This window comes from Marinobacter mobilis, from assembly GCF_900106945.1.
Taxonomy (GTDB): domain Bacteria; phylum Pseudomonadota; class Gammaproteobacteria; order Pseudomonadales; family Oleiphilaceae; genus Marinobacter; species Marinobacter mobilis.
In genome coordinates this window covers 278,642-292,905 of sequence record NZ_FNNE01000002.1, presented here as the reverse complement: position 1 = coordinate 292,905, position 14,264 = coordinate 278,642, and the positions used below count along the sequence as shown (strand labels likewise).

Below are 14,264 nucleotides of genomic sequence, written 5' to 3'. Positions count from 1 at the left end.
AACCTTCCCGGCTTTCAGACCAGCAATCCATGACACCCCCAGCCGCCTGACACGACGGCTCAGGTCCCTGCCAGCGTCTCGCCATTGACCAGAATCAGGTGATCAAGCCTGACCAGCTTGCCGCGGCCGGTCAGCATGAAATCCTCACCGGCACGGGAAAACAGATCCCGTACAACTTCGTGAATCGTTTGCACCTGCCCGGCTTCATCCCTGTAAACCAGCTCAACAAGCTGACCTGACTGCTGGTAGTTTCTCAACGTACGCTGTACCGCACAGCCCACGGGCTGGTAATGGTTAGTCATGGCAGCACCGGCAATGTTTTTATTGTTGTCACCCAGTCTGGTTCAGGATCGCGGGTTTCGCCACTACCAAAGTAGTAAGGTCCGGGATGGACACCGATTGACCGCCGGCGTCGCAGAGCGACAGGAAACTGACAGGTCGGTCTGGCGAACTTTCCGGGTCACGCTGCAGGGCTGCGAATTCCCGGCCTGTTTGGTTGAGTGGCACGCGATATGCTGCGTTAAAGGTATATCGGGCAATGCCGATAGGAATGTAAAGATCTCCGACAATGCTGTCGGGAACGCAGTTAAACGGATGTTACTTCAGGGTGTCAGACGTGGGAGGTAGTAGCCATGAACGCACCGGACAAGATGGACCAGACAGAACTCCTGGGTCGTTTATACGATCACAAGCAGAAGCAGCTCCTTGCAGCCAGCCAGCGTGGCGACAGGCTGTTGTGCCAGGTGCTGGCAGCCGAGGCTCAGGCCATCTGCGACGCCATTACCAAAAACCGCCAGTAGCTTCCGCGGGGTTTCCACGGAGGAGCAAACACCCGGGTGCTGCGGTCTCCCGTCGCACTCGGGCATAGAATTGTTATCACCCTACCTTTCTTTCCCCCGCGTGTTAGCATATCGGCCTTTGACAGGCACGATATGAGGCGTTGAATGAGCACTGATAATCAGCGGGTTCTGTTGGACATCCAGCAGGGAATTGCCACGGTTACCCTGAACCGCCCGGACAAATACAACGGACTGGACATGGCGATGTTTGACGCCATCGCCCAGGTGGCAAAAAAACTGAAAAAAGACCGTAGCGTTCGCGTTGTCATTCTCAAAGGCGCAGGCGAAGCGTTCTGTTCCGGCCTGGATGTCGGCAAGGTGATGAAAAACCCGGTCAACTTCGTCAAGCTGCTCATCAAGCCCGGCCGCAAGATCAGTAACCTCGCACAGGATATGGGTTACCTATGGCGGCAGGTACCGGCCCCGGTCATCGCGGTTACCCATGGCTACTGTTTCGGCGGCGGATTCCAGATTGCTCTGGGTGCGGATTTCCGCTTCTCAACCCGCGATTGTGAGTTTTCCATCATGGAGAGCAAGTGGGGCCTGATTCCGGACATGAGCCTGGCCGTGACCCTCCGCGAACTGATCAGTATTGATCTGGCCAAGGAACTGACCATGACCGCACGCCGCTTTAATGGCGAAGAGGCCAAAGCCATGGGGCTGGTCAGCCGCGTCTGTGACGATCCCCTGGCCCAGGCTCAGGCGTTTGCAGAAGAACTCGCCCAGCGGTCACCCGACGCTGTCGCCGCCAGCAAACTGCTGTTTAACCGCACCTGGAGCGCCCCGGACAAGACCGCCCTGGACTGGGAGACCCGCTTGCAGAAGAAGGTGATCGGACGCGCCAATCAGCGCACAGCCATTGCCCGCAACACCGGCAAGCCGGAGCAGGAATACCAGGAAAGACGGGACTTCTGAGCTTCGCGCTAACCAAAAAGCCCCGGACACAGGGTGTCTGGGGCTTTTCATCCAAATAATGCGATCCAGAAAGCTACGCGTTCAATCCCAGGACATAGCGCCTTCGTCGAACTCTTCGCGAGTGATGTTGCCATCACCGTTCATGTCACGCATTTCCAGTTCTGCAGGATCTCCCGCCTCGGGCTGCCCTGCTGCGGTTGCACCATAGACATTCAGTTCTTCGGCACTGATTACGCCATCGGCGTTTGCATCCAGAACTTCAAACACTGGAGCCTTGGGTCTGGAACTTTCCATATCCCCAGCCATGGAATCGGCACTGCTGTCTGCCGAATCGCTGCCGGCAAAGGCAAACGGTGCCATCAATGAAACCGATATGACAGTGGCACAGGTTATGGTCCTGATCTTCATAGCAATCTCCTTTACAAAGCCATGCTTTCATCAATGATCGACCACACCATGGCGTCCGGACCCGTTCCGGAATCGCCGGTCATAACGTCAGTTCTCCAGCAACGGATCTGAGCGCGTCTTTGGAGAAACGACGGCCAGGCACTCACGGTTGCACTTCGCTGGCCACAGCCTGCGAAGCCCTACCCGGTTATCCCATTAAGGACCCTGATCGCCGGTTTATCCAGTGAATATTGTTTAATTCTTGCTCAATTTCAGTGCTGAACGGCTGTTGCCAGCCAGCCGCACGGGGTCAGATTCACTTGACCTGAGAGTCCGGCCACGTATTATCTGCGTTCGCGTATAATGTTTGCGGAGCACACATGGCTGACAGGCCCAAGCTGACCCTAGGCCCGGTTTTTCTCCGATTCCCGGTGTACACAGCCGTACTTTGGGGACGCCTCCCGTATTTTCCTGATCCACCCTCCCTGCGTTGAGTAATCTGGCCATCGCTACTGCAAAGATGCAGCTATAACGGGCGGCGGCTAAACTCTGTCAGCAAAAAGCCTTACTCATCCATAGCATGACACTGATTCAACAATGAGGTTGCGATGACCCTGTCGCTGGTCGTTTTACTGCCTTTTCTGGGAGCCATTGCCGCTCCCTTGTTCGCCCAGGCGGGCCGTACCGCCATCGCCATCGCGTCGTCAGTGCCGGCGCTGATTGCGCTGGCGATGCTGTTCCCCCACTGGGCAACCCTGGCCGAAGGCGGGGTTCTGCTGGAGACTCACAGCTGGCTCCCGGCCGTGGGACTGTCCCTCAGCTTCCGGCTTGACGGCCTGTCGCTGCTGTTTGCCCTGCTGATTCTTATCATCGGCCTGCTGATCATTCTCTATGCCCGCTATTACCTGAAACCCTATGAGAATGTCGGCAAGTTCTACGCCCTGCTGCTGTGCTTCAAGGGCGCTATGCTGGGCATTGTTCTCTCCAGCAATCTCCTGCTGATGCTGGTGTTCTGGGAGCTCACCAGCGTGGTGTCCTTCCTGCTGATCAGCTTCTGGAATCACAAACAGGACGCCCGCCGCGGCGCACGAATGGCGCTGGCGGTCACCGGTGGTGGTGGACTGGCCCTGTTGGCCGGCATTCTGATCATTGGCCGCATTGTAGGCAGCTATGAGCTTGACGACGTGCTCGCTGCCGCTGACCTGATCAAGTCCCATGCCCTGTATCCGTTTGCACTGACGCTGGTGTTGCTGGGCGCCTTTACCAAGTCGGCCCAGTTCCCGTTCCATTTCTGGCTGCCCCATGCCATGCAGGCACCGACACCCGTGTCCGCCTACCTGCACTCAGCCACCATGGTCAAAGCCGGCATATTCCTGATGGCGCGCCTGTACCCGGTACTGGCAGGCACCGATCAGTGGTTCTATATGGTCAGCTTTACCGGCATGGTGACCCTGCTGATCGGCGCCTATGTCGCCCTGTTTAAACATGACCTTAAGGGACTGCTGGCCCACTCAACCGTCAGCCACCTGGGCCTGATCACCCTGCTGTTTGGTATGAACACCCAGTTGGCTGCCGTGGCCGCCCTGTTTCACGTCATCAACCACGCCACGTTCAAGGCGTCGCTGTTTATGGCGGCCGGCATCATCGATCATGAAACCGGTACCCGTGACATGCGGCAGATCAACGGTCTCTGGCGCTTCATGCCCCATACCGCCACCCTGGCCATGGTGGCCGCCTCATCCATGGCGGGGGTACCTCTGCTCAACGGCTTCCTCAGCAAGGAAATGTTCTTTGCCGAATCACTGTCGCTGAATCTGCCCGGCATCTGGGCCTACCTCCCACCATTGGTTGCCACCCTGGCCGGCATATTCGCAGTGGCCTACTCGGCCCGCTTCATCCATGACGTGTTCTTCAACGGCAAGCCGGTGGATCTGCCGATCTACCCACCCCACGAACCACCCCGTTACATGAAGATCCCGGTGGAGATTCTGGTCTTTGCCTGTGTCATGGTGGGCATGTTCCCGGCGGTCTCCATTGGCCCACTGCTTCATGCCGCAGCATTCGCCACCCTCGATGGCCAGGTTCCGGAATACCACCTGGCGATCCTGCACGGCTTCAACCTGCCCCTGCTCATGAGTTTTCTCGCCTTCTTTGGCGGCCTGCTGATGTACAGCCAACGCCAGCGATTCTTCGATTTCCACGCACGTTTCCGGGAGATTGATGAAAAAGCCGTCTTTGAGAAAGTGGCGATGTGGCTTGAGGACCGGGCTGCGGCCTTCACCAACCGTATCGAGAATGGCTCCCTGCAGCGTTACGCCATGCTGCTGATTGCGAGCGCAGTTGTGGTGGCTCTGGCTCCGATTGGGGACATGGGCCTGTTTATCGGCAGCCATGGACTCAGTCCCATCGACTGGCCATCGCTCACGGCGGCGGTCCTTCTGATCATCAGCGCCCTCGGCACAGCCGCTTACCACCGGGACCGCTTCTTCGCTCTGGTACTGCTCAGTGTCGTAGGTCTGGTGGTCGCCCTGACCTTCGCCCGCTTCTCCGCCCCTGACCTGGCCATGACCCAGCTTTCGGTGGAAGTCGTAACCATCGTGCTGCTGATGCTGGCGCTGTATTACATGCCGTCCTGGACACCGATTGAAACGTCCTGGCCACGCCGCCTGCGGGATCTGACCATCGCCCTTGTTGCCGGCGCGGGTATGACGCTGATTACCCTGGCCATGCTGACCCAGCCATTCGAGTCCATTTCCAGCTTCTTTATCGCCAACAGCAAGCCCGGTGGCGGCGGCACCAATGTGGTCAACGTGATTCTGGTGGACTTCCGTGGATTCGATACCCTTGGCGAAATCACGGTACTGGCAATTGCCGCTCTGGGCATCTACGCCATGCTCAAGAATACCGCGCTCACCCCCCCACCCGGCGACGGCCTGGGACACCCGTGGACCCGCGATGCCCATCCGATGATGCTGAAACAGATCGCCCGGCCCATGCTGCCTCTGGCGCTCATGATTTCCCTGTACATTTTCCTGCGGGGGCACAACATGCCCGGAGGCGGATTTATTGCCGGCCTGATCACCGCTGTTGCTCTGGTATTGCAATACATTGCCAGCGGCGTGGGCTGGACCGAGGACCGAATCCCCTTCCGCTACCACAACGTGATTGGCCTTGGTCTGCTGTTTGCCGTTATTGCTGGCGCCGGCAGTCTGGCATTCGGATACCCGTTCCTGACGTCGGCCTTCGGTTACATCACCTGGCCGGTGGTGGGCAAGTTTGAAATTGCATCGGCCATGGTGTTCGACCTTGGCGTTTACTTTACGGTGGTCGGCGCTACCCTGCTGGCCCTGGTGAGCCTTGGCAAGCTTTCACCCCACTCAGCCATCAAGAGCTCCAAGGGAGGTATGTGATGGAACTCGCCTATGCCCTGATCATCGGCACCCTGACAGCCTCCGGCGTTTACCTGATCCTGCGGGCCCGGACCTTTCCGGTGGTGGTTGGCCTGACCCTGCTATCCTACGGCGTCAACCTGTTCCTGTTTGCTACCGGCCGCCTGGTCACCGGCGGTCAGCCCATCATTGGCAGCACTGGCGAGTATGCCGACCCACTGCCTCAGGCCCTGGTACTGACCGCCATTGTTATTGGCTTCGCGATGACGGCGTTCGCTGTGGTACTGGCCCTGCGCAATCAGGCCGACAATGAAGATGACCACGTGGATGGCCACCGGCCAGCCCCTGAGCCCCGCGCTGAGGAAGAGGAGGGAGCCAGCCGATGAACCACTTGCTGATCGCGCCTATCCTGATCCCCCTGCTCGGCGGAATCATCCAGGTCTTTATCGGCTACGCGCCGATTTCACTGCGCCGGACCCTGGCGCTGGCAACGACCGTGTTGCTGTTGGCATCCACCTTTGCGCTATTGGTGCTGGCCAATGACGGCAGCTACCGAGTCTATGCCTTCGGCAACTGGGCGCCCCCCTTCGGTATCGTGCTGGTTCTTGACCGGCTAGCGGCACTGATGCTGGTGATGACGGCCATCCTCGCCTTCTTCAGTCACCTGTACGCCATCCATCGGACTGACGAGAGCAGCCGGCAGTTCCACGCCCTGTTCCTGTTCCAGCTGATGGGCCTTAACATCGCGTTCCTGACTGGCGACCTGTTTAACCTGTTCGTCGCCTTTGAAGTACTGCTGATCGCGTCCTATGGCCTGCTCATGCAGGGCCCCGGCACCAAGCGCACGGTGCCTAGCCTGCACTATGTGGTGCTCAACCTGACCGGCTCCGCCCTGTTCCTGATCAGTGTTGGCATGATCTACAGTGTGACCGGCACCCTGAACATGGCCGACCTGGCTGCCAAGGTGCCCCAGGTCAGCGCAGAGAACCTGCCGCTGTTGCAAGCCGGCGGGCTGATGCTACTGGTGGTGTTCGGCCTCAAAGCCGCCATCCTGCCGCTGTGTTTCTGGCTGCCACGGGCTTATGGCAATGCCACTGCGCCGGTGGCAGCCCTGTTCGCAGTCATGACCAAAGTCGGTTTTTACGCCATTGTCCGAGTCTTCACACTCATATTCGGCTCTGGTGCAGGCGCGCTGGCGAATCTGGGACTCGACTGGCTGTTCGCGTTCGCCCTGGCGACCCTGACCATGGGCGTCATCGGCGCCCTGGGAGCTCGCAACCTGCGGACGCTGATTGCCTGGCAGGTCATCATTTCGGTAGGCACCCTGCTCGCCGCCGTTGGCCTGGGGACAGAAGAAGGGACGTCCGCGGCGTTGTTCTACATGCTCAATACCACCTGGATTGTCGGCGGACTGTTCCTGGTGGTTGACCTGATCGCGGCTCAGCGGGGCTCTGCAGTCGACCGTATTGTGACCGCACCCCGAATGCATAATCGCACCCTGCTCAGCGTACTGTTCCTGATCGGTGCCGTCGCGGCCATCGGCCTGCCACCGCTGAGCGGATTTTTTGCCAAGCTGCTGATTCTCCAGTCGACTACCCCGGGAGCTGAAATGGCCTGGTTGTGGAGCGTATTGATTGGCGGAAGTTTCTTTACCCTGATCGCGTACAGCCGAGCCGGTTCCATCGTGTTCTGGCGAACCGTGGATGGTCATGTCAGCAGCACCGACCGGCTCTCACTGCCGGTCACCGTAGCGGCTGGTGGCCTGGTCAGCATGGCCATCGTCATCGTGTTACTGGCCGGTCCGATCAGCGCCTATGTGGACGCCACTGCGGCCCAGCTGTTCAATACCAGCGAATACCTTAATGTGCTTAATTTACCTGTCATAGCGGAGGGCCTGTGATGCTGGCACGAATCGGTCTGCCCCAACCCTTCCTGAGCCTGGTTCTGTTCATCGTCTGGCAACTGCTCAGTGACGGCATCAGCGGCGGCAGTATAGTGATGGGGTTGATCCTTGCCTGGGTGCTGCCCCAAGTCACCCGGGGCTTCTGGCCGGAACGCCCGGCCATCGTCAAGGGTTGGCTGGTTCCACTCTACATACTGCGGGTCTTGCTGGACATCGTGGTGGCCAGTCTGTCGGTCGCGCGCCTGGTGCTGAGCACCCGTAAACCCCGCCCGGCGTTTATTTCCTACCCGATCAGCCTTGAACACCCGCTGGCCATTACCATGCTCGCCAGCACGATATCGCTGACACCGGGTACCGTCAGCACCGATGTCAGTGACGATCAGCGCATCTTGCTGATCCACGCCCTCGACGTGGACGACGAGCAGGACATCATCGACACCATTCGCCGGCGTTATGAAAAACCGTTGCAGGAGATCTTCCAATGATCACCACCGCTCTGCACATCACCATTGCCATGGTGACCCTGGCCGCCGTACTCAATGTATTCCGGCTGATCAAGGGACCGGACGCGCCTGACCGGGTGCTGGCCCTGGATACCTTGTATGTGAACGCCATCGCACTGATCATCCTGCTCGGCATTACCCTGGGCACCCGGCTCTATATGGAGTCAGCGCTGTTGATTGCCGTGATGGGGTTTGTCGGTACGGTGGCCATGGCCAAGTACCTGAAACGTGGCAGCGTCATTGAATAAGCGCACCGACAGATCTGAGTCGGACCAGGAGCAAAATCTATGAATCCCGTCGTCGAATACCTTATTGCCGGCCTGCTGCTCACCGGCGGCGCCTTTACCCTGATTGGCGCCATCGGCCTGGCACGAATGCCGGATTTCTATACCCGGCTACACGCTCCCACCAAGGCGACCACGGTGGGCGTCGGCGCCATTATCATTGCATCAGTGGCCTACGCTTCCAGCCAGGGTGCCGGTATTGATACCGCGGAAGTGCTGATCACCGTGTTCCTGTTTATGACAGCCCCGGTGAGCGCCAACATCATGGCGAAGTCCGCCATGCACCTGGACGTGAAGCGCATGCCGGAAACCCGAGGCAAGCCCTGGGATCAGTGAGCACCCGTCCGGGCATCACAGCGTGCCCTGCGGCACCCATTGCTGTCCGAGCAATACCAACAGCCACAGCGCCAGCAGGCAGAACCCGCCGACCAGCAGATAGGATAACCAGGAGCGTCGGCGCTTGCCCGGTTCCAGCTTGCGGGAAATGTGGTTCCGTAACAATCGGGCATTACGATCATTCGCTTTCCACATCAGATCGAAGGCGTCCCCCAGTACCGGCACCAGTCCGATCACGAATTCCAGCAACAGGTTGCCCAGCATTCGCGTCACCAGACCGGCACCCGCCCCCAGACGAATCGCCTCAATCACCACGTACAGAGACAGCACCAGTCCGATCAGATCCCCTAGCCCGGGCACCAGCCCCAGGATCGGATCCAGCCCAAAGCGGATGTTGGTACCGGGAATCCGGAACTGGCTGTCCAGCCGCCGGGCAAAGGTGTCCAGTCGCCGCAGTGACTGCTCATAGCGTTCTCGTTCCGCTGCTGCGGAGGGGGTTGCTGAAGTTTCCATCGATTCCATAAATTTTGTCATTCCCAGTGTCTGATTTTGCCGTATAGTAGGCGCCCAAATCTCTCAAGGAGCGCAATTATGCTGAAGGTTAACGAGTATTTTGACGGTCAGGTCAAATCCATTGCTTTCCAGTCTGCCACCCTGCCTGCCACCGTTGGCGTGATCGCACCGGGTGAGTACGAGTTTGGCACCAGCCAGAAAGAAACCATGACCGTGATCAGCGGTGCCCTCACGGTGCTGCTGCCTGGCATGAGCGAATGGATGACCTACGGTGCCGGCGAAGCCTTTGAGGTCGCCGCCCAGGCAAGCTTCAAGGCCAAGGCAGACATCGACACGGCTTACCTGTGCACCTACGAGTAAGCCAGTCAACGGACCGGCCCTTCACTCAGGCCGGTGTAAAAGGAGTCCGCTCGCGGGCTCCTTTTTTTTGCTGTCCATTTCCCCATGTGCCCGCCAACGGCAAGAAAAACTCAGCACCACAACGTCGTCGACCTTACAGTGTTCTACACTGGATTTGTGCCACTATTCCGGGACAAATCCAATAATGAACAACAAGGAGACTCCTCCACCATGGTGCAGACCAAGATCCTTCCATCTGCGGACAACGCCCACCAATACCCGCTGCTGATCAAACAGCTACTGCTCTCCGGCCCACGTTACGCGCCGGACCAGGAAATAATTTACGGCAGCCGCAGCCGCTACACCTATCGCGATCTGGTCAAGCGCATTCACCGCCTGGCTCACGCCCTCACCAATGCGGGCGTCCAGGCTGGCGACACCGTCGCGGTCCTGGACTGGGATACCCCCCGCTATCTGGAGTGCTTCTTCGCCATCCCGATGATCGGGGCGATACTGCACACCGTCAACGTACGGTTGTCTCCTGAGCAGATCGTCTACACCATGAACCATGCCGAAGATAAGCTGGTACTGGTGCACGACGATTTCCTGCCAGTGCTCGAAGGCGTCAGCGCTGAACTCGAGACCGTCACCGGCTACATCCAGCTCACCGATAATGACAGTGCTCAGACCACTGGCCTCAACACCCACGGTGAATACGAGCAACTGCTGGCCCAGGCGGACGACGAGTTCGATTTCCCCGACTTCGACGAGAACAGCGTAGCGACTACGTTTTACACCACAGGCACCACCGGCAACCCCAAGGGCGTATTCTTCAGCCACCGCCAGCTGGTACTGCATACCCTGAATACGAGCGGTAGCCTGGCCGCCTACGATGAAATGCCCATGCTACGGTCATCATCCGTGTACATGCCCATCACGCCGATGTTCCACGTCCACGCCTGGGGTGTGCCCTACGCGGCGACTCTGCTCGGACTCAAGCAGGTCTACCCCGGACGTTATGAGCCGGAGCTGCTGGTCGACCTGATCAAGGAACACGAGGTGACCTTTTCCCATTGTGTACCAACCATCATGCAGATGATGATGGCCACGGAGTCGATCAAAACCGCGGATCTGAGCAACTGGCATGTGTTGATTGGAGGCAGTGCGCTGACCCAGGGGCTGTGCAATGCCGCCGCCAGGCTGGGCATTAAGCTCTTTACCGGCTACGGAATGTCGGAAACCTGCCCGCTGCTGAGCCTGACTCACCTGTCCCCACAAGACCTGGAACTGCCGCTGGAGCAACAGACCGCCAAACGGGTAAAGACCGGGGTAGCGGTTCCCCTGGTGGACATCCGTATTATCGACCCGGATGGCAATCCGCTGCCCCACGATGGCGAAACAAAAGGCGAAGTGGTGGCACGAGCGCCATGGCTGACCCAGAGCTACTTCAAGGAACCGGAGAAAGGAAACGAGCTGTGGCAAGGCGGCTGGCTGCATACCGGTGACGTCGCCAGCATGGACCCGGACCACACCCTGGTGATCCGTGACCGTATCAAGGATGTCATCAAGACCGGGGGTGAGTGGCTCTCATCCCTCGACCTCGAGAACCTGATCAGTCAGCACCCGGCGGTCGCCGCGACGGCGGTTGTTGGTGTGCCTGACGAGAAATGGGGCGAGCGCCCCCATGCCCTTGTGGTGAAGGCCGCGGGTGCGACGGCGTCTGCAGAAGATATTCAGGAGCACCTGAAGCAATACGTTGCCTCCGGTGACATCAACAAATGGGCCATACCGGAACAGATCGACTTTGTTGAGGACATTCCCAAAACCAGTGTCGGCAAGATCAACAAGAAGCTGATCCGCGATCAGCTCGGACAGTAATCAATCTATGCCCGCAGGCGCTGACCTGCGGGCATCTGCCTTCCAGTCCCGCTATAATCCGATGCCTTCGCCTGAAGCGTCCGGCTTCAGACATCCTCCAACCTGACGTCGAGGGACCTTCGCCATGATGTCAAAGCTTCGGCACTGGATCAGCAGCCCCAGCGGCATTCGCAAGATCATCAACGTTTACGGCCCATACCTGGGCGCGGGCGTGCGCGTCACCCACATCGACGACGACTACCGCTCCGCTGCGGTCGAGATGAAGCTGAACTGGTACAACACCAACTATGTGGGCACCCACTTCGGTGGGTCGCTCTACAGCATGGTCGATCCGATGTACATGCTGTTGCTGATGAACCGGCTGGGCAAGGACTACGTAGTCTGGGACAAATCCGCCAGCATCGAATTCGTACGCCCGGGACGTGGAACTGTTTCGGCCTACTTTGAAGTCACCGACGAACGCCTGGAGGACATCATTCAGGCCACAGCCGATGGCAGTAAGCACTTGCCGGAGTGGGACGTAAACATCACTGACGAACAGGGTGAACTGGTCGCTAAAGTACGCAAGGTACTGTACGTGCGGAAGAAGAAGCAGTAACCGGACGTCACGGGCATCCGGTTACGGTAACACGGTTTCTCAAGCCAGCCCAGTGAACGCGAAATCGACCTCCGGGCGACGCCCCTGAACAATCTCGGCCAGGGCCGAACCGGAGCCGCAGGAATGGGTCCACCCCAGAGTGCCGTGACCGGTATTGAGGAACAGATTACCGTAATGGCTGCGCCCGATGTACGGCACATTGGATGGCGTAGCCGGGCGTAAACCGGTCCAATAGCTGGCGTCGTCCCAATAGCCGGCATCCGGCATCAGTTCGGCGCAGCGGCGGACAATGGCGCGACAACGGGCCGGATTCAGGTCCCGGCTGTATCCATTCAGCTCCGCCGTACCGGCTATCCGTAACCGGTCCCCCAGCCTCGAATACACCAGTTTGTACTCATCGTCAGTGAGGCTGACCTCGTAGGCGGCGTCTTCATTCTTCACGGGCACCGTAATCGAATACCCTTTGGCCGGGTAAATATTGAGGGTCAGACCCAACTGCCGTGCCAGAATGGCACTGAAGCTTCCCAGGCTGAGGACATAGCTGTCCGCCCGCAGGGTCTCGTGGAGCCCGTCTTTCAGGGTATGAACCCCCAGAATTCGGTCCCGGGTGTGGTCAAAACCGAGGATGTCGGTGCTGTAGCGGAACTCGACACCGGCGGCCTCAGCCTGAGCCGCCAGGGCCTGAGTGAATTTACGGGCATCGCCGGATTCATCCTCAGACGTGTAAGTGGCTCCGGCAATACGGTGTTTGAACGGAGCCAGCGCAGGTTCCAGTTCTACGGCCTGGTTTGCATCCACCACCTGGCGATCGCAGCCCAGCTCCCTCATCAGCCGCGACGGCTCCAGTGCAGCCTCGAATTCCGAATGGCTGGTATAGAAGTGCAGAATGCCTTTGCTAAGCTGATCGTACTGAATACCGGTTTCATCCCGCAGCGCCTGCAGACAGGAACGACTGTAGGTGCCCAGATTAACCATCTGGCGAATGTTGTAAGCGGCTTTCGACGCCGTACATTGACTCAGAAAACTGATCGCCCAGCGCCATTGGGCCGGGTCCAGACGAGGTTTGAACAACAGCGGGGCCTCTGGCTGGCTCAGCCATTTCAACACCTTCAGCGGCGCGGAAGGGTTCGCCCAGGGTTCAGCATGGGATACGGAAATCTGGCCGCCATTGGCGAAGCTTGTCTCCAGTCCGGCCTTGCTCTGACGGTCCACAACGGTGACGTCATAACCCGCCTTGCGCAGATACCAGGCCGATGTAATACCGACCACTCCGGCTCCCATTACCAGAACGTGCATTCACTATCCTCCGCTGCAACTTCTACCTGTCGAAACCACCATCATAGCGGTCCATGGTACTGAATGATCGACGACCTTCGGCCAGCCCGAGCCTAGCCTCCAGCCTTTTTGACCACCCAGCCTTCTGCCTGCAATAGCGGGACCAGAATGTCGCGCTGGTCCCCCTGGATCTCCACCACACCCTCTTTGACGGTACCTCCGGTGCCACAGCGCGCCTTGAGCACCTTGGCGAAGGCCTTCAGCGGCGCATCATCCAACGGAATTCCGGTCACCAGTGTCACCCCCTTCCCTTTACGACCCTTGGTTTCCCGGCTGACACGAACCACACCATCACCTACCGGGCGAGCCGCCGTCCTGCACTGACATTGCTCAACCGGGTGACGGCATTCAGGGCACATCCGGCCCTGATCGGTTGAATACACCAGACCGCCAAGGTCCTTGAGTGACTGTTTTTTCATTGCACATCCAGACGTGGAAATTGATGGCTCAGTTCAGGGCCGGAGGATACTCCGCAAACATATCAGTGACCGATTCGTCGATCAGCTCACTGCGGGTTTCCGGGCTCTGATTTTCATTGAGGTAACGTTTGCTGATCGCCTGCCAAACCACTTTGCCGGTTTCGCGATCGGCCAGATTTACCACCAGCTTGCCTTCGGTCACCTCACGTACCGGCGGCGCGGTGGAGATTCCCCAACCAAAGTTACCGCGACCGAAGCCCAGACCGTAGGAAAGGCCATAGGTCTCCAGCCGCTCCTGCTGGACCACCTGATACGACACCAGCAGATCAGCCTGATCCGAGGTCTGTACCGTCAGTTGTTTGGCCGCCAGCTCCCGCTCCAGGGCCTGCTCTACCCGCGCACTGTCGAGGGACAGAAAGCCTTCGTGCTGCTGCCCTGAAGCAAACGCCCAGCTACGGTAACGGTCAAAGTCCGCTGAGGCATCGTAATCAGTCACAACGTTTGCTGCGCAGCCGCTCAGCATCAGGCAAGCGACGAGGGCGAAATGAGTGATACGCATAGTTTCTACTCCACACTGACCAGTTTGCCTATAAAGTCTGACCGGCAAAGACACCGGTGATTCCAGC

Annotated in this window: 17 protein-coding genes; 11 read left to right on the top strand and 6 right to left on the bottom strand. The window is 58.8% G+C overall.

The window, feature by feature from the left end; genetic code table 11:
* Nucleotides 1-59: 59 nt before the first annotated feature.
* A complete protein-coding gene (locus BLV11_RS03920; protein WP_091811648.1) occupies nucleotides 60-302 on the bottom strand; it encodes a hypothetical protein in 243 nt (80 codons plus the stop codon).
* Nucleotides 303-632: 330 nt separating this feature from the next.
* On the opposite strand from BLV11_RS03920, the gene BLV11_RS18290 reads away from it, so the two are divergent.
* Together BLV11_RS18290 and BLV11_RS03915 are read left to right on the top strand one after the other, a co-directional pair.
* The gene (locus tag BLV11_RS18290; protein WP_175528278.1) at nucleotides 633-800 is read left to right on the top strand and encodes a hypothetical protein; all 168 of its coding nucleotides are present in this window, start codon (nucleotides 633-635) and stop codon (nucleotides 798-800) included.
* Nucleotides 801-944: 144 nt separating this feature from the next.
* Nucleotides 945-1,754 (top strand): crotonase/enoyl-CoA hydratase family protein, encoded by an 810-nt coding sequence (locus tag BLV11_RS03915; RefSeq protein ID WP_091811647.1) that lies wholly within the window; start codon nucleotides 945-947, stop codon nucleotides 1,752-1,754.
* Between the two features lie 81 nt (nucleotides 1,755-1,835).
* Here BLV11_RS03915 and BLV11_RS03910 read toward each other — a convergent pair whose 3' ends face one another.
* Nucleotides 1,836-2,162 carry an EF-hand domain-containing protein gene (locus BLV11_RS03910; RefSeq protein ID WP_091811646.1) on the bottom strand — a complete coding sequence of 109 codons (327 nt, stop codon included), beginning with the start codon at nucleotides 2,160-2,162 and terminating at the stop codon, nucleotides 1,836-1,838.
* Between the two features lie 587 nt (nucleotides 2,163-2,749).
* Here BLV11_RS03910 and BLV11_RS03905 point away from each other — a divergent pair.
* The 6 genes from BLV11_RS03905 to BLV11_RS03880 are packed head-to-tail and all read left to right on the top strand — an operon-like array spanning nucleotide 2,750 to nucleotide 8,556.
* Complete coding sequence (locus BLV11_RS03905) at nucleotides 2,750-5,551, top strand: monovalent cation/H+ antiporter subunit A (RefSeq protein WP_091811645.1); 2,802 nt, start codon at nucleotides 2,750-2,752, stop codon at nucleotides 5,549-5,551.
* A complete protein-coding gene (locus BLV11_RS03900) occupies nucleotides 5,551-5,916 on the top strand; it encodes a Na+/H+ antiporter subunit C (RefSeq protein WP_091811644.1) in 366 nt (121 codons plus the stop codon). Before BLV11_RS03905 ends, BLV11_RS03900 begins: the two co-directional genes overlap by 1 nt.
* Nucleotides 5,913-7,430, top strand: coding sequence for a monovalent cation/H+ antiporter subunit D (locus tag BLV11_RS03895; protein ID WP_091811643.1), 1,518 nt, complete (start codon nucleotides 5,913-5,915; stop codon nucleotides 7,428-7,430). The genes BLV11_RS03900 and BLV11_RS03895 overlap by 4 nt, the downstream gene beginning before the upstream one ends.
* Nucleotides 7,430-7,918 (top strand): Na+/H+ antiporter subunit E, encoded by a 489-nt coding sequence (locus BLV11_RS03890; protein ID WP_091811642.1) that lies wholly within the window; start codon nucleotides 7,430-7,432, stop codon nucleotides 7,916-7,918. The genes BLV11_RS03895 and BLV11_RS03890 overlap by 1 nt, the downstream gene beginning before the upstream one ends.
* Nucleotides 7,915-8,184, top strand: coding sequence for a K+/H+ antiporter subunit F (locus BLV11_RS03885; protein ID WP_091811641.1), 270 nt, complete (start codon nucleotides 7,915-7,917; stop codon nucleotides 8,182-8,184). The genes BLV11_RS03890 and BLV11_RS03885 overlap by 4 nt, the downstream gene beginning before the upstream one ends.
* 39 nt (nucleotides 8,185-8,223) lie before the next feature.
* Complete coding sequence (locus BLV11_RS03880) at nucleotides 8,224-8,556, top strand: Na+/H+ antiporter subunit G (RefSeq protein ID WP_091811640.1); 333 nt, start codon at nucleotides 8,224-8,226, stop codon at nucleotides 8,554-8,556.
* Between the two features lie 15 nt (nucleotides 8,557-8,571).
* Here BLV11_RS03880 and BLV11_RS03875 read toward each other — a convergent pair whose 3' ends face one another.
* Nucleotides 8,572-9,090, bottom strand: coding sequence for a DUF4112 domain-containing protein (locus BLV11_RS03875; protein WP_217634531.1), 519 nt, complete (start codon nucleotides 9,088-9,090; stop codon nucleotides 8,572-8,574).
* 57 nt (nucleotides 9,091-9,147) lie between these two features.
* On the opposite strand from BLV11_RS03875, the gene ppnP reads away from it, so the two are divergent.
* The 3 genes from ppnP (at nucleotide 9,148) to BLV11_RS03860 (ending at nucleotide 11,884) form a co-directional block, all read left to right on the top strand.
* Nucleotides 9,148-9,429: a pyrimidine/purine nucleoside phosphorylase gene (gene ppnP, locus BLV11_RS03870; RefSeq protein WP_091811639.1), complete on the top strand. Its 282-nt coding sequence runs from the start codon at nucleotides 9,148-9,150 to the stop codon at nucleotides 9,427-9,429.
* Nucleotides 9,430-9,639: 210 nt separating this feature from the next.
* Nucleotides 9,640-11,286, top strand: a complete 1,647-nt coding sequence (locus BLV11_RS03865; protein ID WP_091811638.1) for a fatty acid--CoA ligase — start codon at nucleotides 9,640-9,642, stop codon at nucleotides 11,284-11,286.
* A gap of 127 nt (nucleotides 11,287-11,413) precedes the next feature.
* A complete protein-coding gene (locus tag BLV11_RS03860) occupies nucleotides 11,414-11,884 on the top strand; it encodes a DUF4442 domain-containing protein (protein WP_375176469.1) in 471 nt (156 codons plus the stop codon).
* Between the two features lie 39 nt (nucleotides 11,885-11,923).
* Here the strand turns inward: BLV11_RS03860 and BLV11_RS03855 are convergent, their stop codons facing one another.
* From BLV11_RS03855 to BLV11_RS03845, 3 genes are all read right to left on the bottom strand, one after another.
* Nucleotides 11,924-13,180, bottom strand: a complete 1,257-nt coding sequence (locus BLV11_RS03855; protein ID WP_091811636.1) for a D-amino acid dehydrogenase — start codon at nucleotides 13,178-13,180, stop codon at nucleotides 11,924-11,926.
* Nucleotides 13,181-13,272: 92 nt separating this feature from the next.
* Nucleotides 13,273-13,638, bottom strand: a complete 366-nt coding sequence (locus tag BLV11_RS03850; RefSeq protein WP_091811635.1) for a translation initiation factor Sui1 — start codon at nucleotides 13,636-13,638, stop codon at nucleotides 13,273-13,275.
* 28 nt (nucleotides 13,639-13,666) lie between these two features.
* A complete protein-coding gene (locus BLV11_RS03845) occupies nucleotides 13,667-14,197 on the bottom strand; it encodes a DUF4136 domain-containing protein (RefSeq protein ID WP_091811634.1) in 531 nt (176 codons plus the stop codon).
* Nucleotides 14,198-14,264: the final 67 nt, after the last annotated feature.

Coding starts and splice junctions, on each gene's coding strand:
- BLV11_RS03920 (WP_091811648.1), bottom strand. CDS start 302: ATGACTAACCATTACCAGCCCGTGGGCTGTGCGGTACAGCGTACGTTG.
- BLV11_RS18290 (WP_175528278.1), top strand. CDS start 633: ATGAACGCACCGGACAAGATGGACCAGACAGAACTCCTGGGTCGTTTA.
- BLV11_RS03915 (WP_091811647.1), top strand. CDS start 945: ATGAGCACTGATAATCAGCGGGTTCTGTTGGACATCCAGCAGGGAATT.
- BLV11_RS03910 (WP_091811646.1), bottom strand. CDS start 2,162: ATGAAGATCAGGACCATAACCTGTGCCACTGTCATATCGGTTTCATTG.
- BLV11_RS03905 (WP_091811645.1), top strand. CDS start 2,750: ATGACCCTGTCGCTGGTCGTTTTACTGCCTTTTCTGGGAGCCATTGCC.
- BLV11_RS03900 (WP_091811644.1), top strand. CDS start 5,551: ATGGAACTCGCCTATGCCCTGATCATCGGCACCCTGACAGCCTCCGGC.
- BLV11_RS03895 (WP_091811643.1), top strand. CDS start 5,913: ATGAACCACTTGCTGATCGCGCCTATCCTGATCCCCCTGCTCGGCGGA.
- BLV11_RS03890 (WP_091811642.1), top strand. CDS start 7,430: ATGCTGGCACGAATCGGTCTGCCCCAACCCTTCCTGAGCCTGGTTCTG.
- BLV11_RS03885 (WP_091811641.1), top strand. CDS start 7,915: ATGATCACCACCGCTCTGCACATCACCATTGCCATGGTGACCCTGGCC.
- BLV11_RS03880 (WP_091811640.1), top strand. CDS start 8,224: ATGAATCCCGTCGTCGAATACCTTATTGCCGGCCTGCTGCTCACCGGC.
- BLV11_RS03875 (WP_217634531.1), bottom strand. CDS start 9,090: ATGACAAAATTTATGGAATCGATGGAAACTTCAGCAACCCCCTCCGCA.
- ppnP (WP_091811639.1), top strand. CDS start 9,148: ATGCTGAAGGTTAACGAGTATTTTGACGGTCAGGTCAAATCCATTGCT.
- BLV11_RS03865 (WP_091811638.1), top strand. CDS start 9,640: ATGGTGCAGACCAAGATCCTTCCATCTGCGGACAACGCCCACCAATAC.
- BLV11_RS03860 (WP_375176469.1), top strand. CDS start 11,414: ATGTCAAAGCTTCGGCACTGGATCAGCAGCCCCAGCGGCATTCGCAAG.
- BLV11_RS03855 (WP_091811636.1), bottom strand. CDS start 13,180: ATGCACGTTCTGGTAATGGGAGCCGGAGTGGTCGGTATTACATCGGCC.
- BLV11_RS03850 (WP_091811635.1), bottom strand. CDS start 13,638: ATGAAAAAACAGTCACTCAAGGACCTTGGCGGTCTGGTGTATTCAACC.
- BLV11_RS03845 (WP_091811634.1), bottom strand. CDS start 14,197: ATGCGTATCACTCATTTCGCCCTCGTCGCTTGCCTGATGCTGAGCGGC.